Below are 1,722 nucleotides of genomic sequence, written 5' to 3' on the forward strand. Positions count from 1 at the left end.
CCCTCCCACCCCGCCGACGGTTACGGGGGGTCGAGGAGGGCGACCTCGCCGGTGGAGAGGTCGTACAGGGCGCCGGCCACGGCGACCCGGCCGGCGGCCAGGGGCGCGGACAGGATCGGGTCGGCGCGCAGGGCGGCCACCGTACGGCGCACATGTCGGCGGATCGCCAGCGGCTGCACCTGCGGGTCGTCCACCCCCACCTCGGTCACCGCGGGCGCGATCCGGTCGACCAGGTGGGCCAGGGCACCGTCCGGCCGCCGGCCGGTGCGCAGCGCGCCGACCGTGGCGTCCACCGCGCCGCAGCGCTCGTGCCCCAGCACCATCACCAGCGGTACGCCGAGTACGTCGACCACGTACTCGATCGAGCCGAGCACCGCCCGGTCCAGCACGTGACCTCCGGTCCGGATGACGCAGATCGAGCCGAAGGTCTGGTCGAAGATCGCCTCCAGCGGCACCCGCGAGTCGATGCAGCCCAGCAGCACGGCGTACGGCTGCTGGTCGCCGGAGGCGCTGGCCGCCGCCGCGGTCACGTCGTGCCCGTGCACCGGCTGGCCGCTGACGAAGCGCCGGTTGCCGGCGAGCAGTTCGGCCAGGGCCACCCGGGGCGTACCCCCGCGCGCCCGGTCACCCGGCCCGGGGCCGAGGGGCGTCGCCCGCGACGCTGACATGTCACCCAGCTTGACCGGATCGTCGCGGACAAGGAGCCGGGTTCCGAAATCTTCTCACCACCCCGCTTCGCGTGGTGTCATGGCGGGTACCGGTGTTACCAACGGGTATCCCCGGCGTTACGGATCCGCGCGGCCCTGGGGAGGTGGCGTGCCAGAGCCCGTCGAGGTACGGCTGCCCGACGACGTACGCCTGCACGTGGAGGCCACCGGGCCGGCGGGCGCCGAGGTCACCGCGGTGCTGCTGCACGGCTGGACGCTGGACGGGCGCAGCTGGCACCGGCAGCTGGCCGCCCTGCGTACGGCGTTCGGGTCGGTCCGGGTGGTCACCTACGACGCACGCGGGCATGGCCGCTCCAGCTGCATGACACTGCCCACGGCCACCCTGGCCCAGCTCGGTGACGACCTGGCCGCGGTGCTGGACGCGGTCGTCCCGGCCGGCCGGGTGGTGCTGGTCGGCCACTCGATGGGCGGCATGACGATCATGGAGTACGCACACCGCCACCCCGAACACTTCGCGCGGCGGGTGGCCGGGCTGGTCTTCGTCTCCACCACCGCCGAAGGGCACACCCACACCGTCTACGGCCTGTCGCCGCGGATCGCCCGGGTGATCCGGCTGGCCGAGACCACCGGGGCCGGGGTGCTGGCCCGTTGCGGCTCGTGGCGGCCGCCCCAGGCCCTGCTGCGCGCGTTGCGGCCGAGCATCCGCTGGATGCTCTTCGGCGACCGCTGCGATCCGGCCGACATCCGCCTGGTCACCTCGGCGGTGGCCCGCGCCTCGCTGCGCTCGATCGGCGGCTTCCGGGTCTCGATCGGCGTCCAGCACCGGCTGGCGACGCTCGCCGCGCTGGCCCACCTGCCGGCGGCGGCCCTGGTCGGCGACCGGGATCGGCTCACCCCGCCACCATGCGCGGAGTCGATCGCCGCCGCGCTGCCGGCCACCGAACTGACCGTCTGTCCCGGTGCCGGCCACATGCTGATGATGGAGCGCCCCGACGAGGTCAACGCCGCCCTGTCCGCCGTGCTGCGCCGGGTGCTCGACGCCACCCCTACCCGC

The 1,722-nt window shown here is 74.8% G+C and carries 2 protein-coding genes; one reads left to right on the plus strand and one right to left on the minus strand.

Features of this window, described 5'->3' with window-relative positions; all coding sequences use genetic code 11:
• Positions 1-20 precede the first annotated feature (20 nt).
• Positions 21-668, minus strand: coding sequence for a carbonic anhydrase (locus C1I95_RS33740; protein WP_111220146.1), 648 nt, complete (start codon positions 666-668; stop codon positions 21-23).
• 148 nt (positions 669-816) lie between these two features.
• Between C1I95_RS33740 and C1I95_RS33745 the strand changes: the two genes are divergently transcribed.
• Positions 817-1,722, plus strand: a 906-nt coding sequence (locus tag C1I95_RS33745; RefSeq protein WP_111220148.1) for an alpha/beta fold hydrolase, incomplete at its 3' end; no start/stop codon positions are given.

This window comes from Micromonospora craterilacus (genome assembly GCF_003236315.1).
Lineage (GTDB): Bacteria > Actinomycetota > Actinomycetes > Mycobacteriales > Micromonosporaceae > Micromonospora > Micromonospora craterilacus.